The organism is Sutterella seckii (genome assembly GCF_009183815.1).
GTDB classification, from domain to species: domain Bacteria; phylum Pseudomonadota; class Gammaproteobacteria; order Burkholderiales; family Burkholderiaceae_F; genus Sutterella; species Sutterella seckii.
Map to the genome: position 1 here is coordinate 1 of NZ_WEHX01000229.1, position 613 is coordinate 613.

Genomic DNA, 613 nt, shown 5'->3' on the forward strand with positions numbered 1-613 from the left:
AGCGCGGTACCGGCATGCCGATCTACATGCGGTATATTCCCGGCAATGTAGTGGATGTTTCAACACTGCTGACGACCATTGCGGAACTCAAGGCACTGAAAGTTGACACAAAATTCGCCATTCTGGATGCCGGATACCTTACCTTGGCGTCGATTGGAATTTTGCTGGATCAGAAAATCTCATTTCTGGCACGAGTGAAGAAAAATTGGAGCCTTTACAAGGAAATAGTCAAGAACCATCGTGCCGATTTGGAGTGCGACGAAAACCGCCATACCTTCCATGGACGCTTTGTCTATCTCAAACAAGTTGCTTATCAACTGAGCGAAGAGCACACACTTTACTGCTATCTCGGTTTGGATGATGAACGGCGCAGCAATGAACGTCGACAGCTGGCTAAATGTGCTGAGGAAGACGAACTCAGTCAGAAAACAATCGGGCAACGACTGCAGGACATGGGCTTATTCATGTTGGTCAGTTCTCGACGGGTGGCTGTCAAAGACCTGCTGCCGCTTTACTACACCAGGCAGGATATTGAGCAGGTTTTCGATATCTCGAAAGGCTATGCCAAAGCGCTGCCTTTGTGCGTGCAGACGGTTGACACCTTTCGAGGTCA

The 613-nt window shown here is 48.9% G+C and carries 1 protein-coding gene; it reads left to right on the forward strand.

The window, feature by feature from the left end:
• Nucleotides 1–14: 14 nt before the first annotated feature.
• Nucleotides 15–613 (forward strand): transposase (locus tag GBM95_RS11970; protein WP_226963329.1); only part of this gene is annotated, 599 nt, incomplete at its 3' end.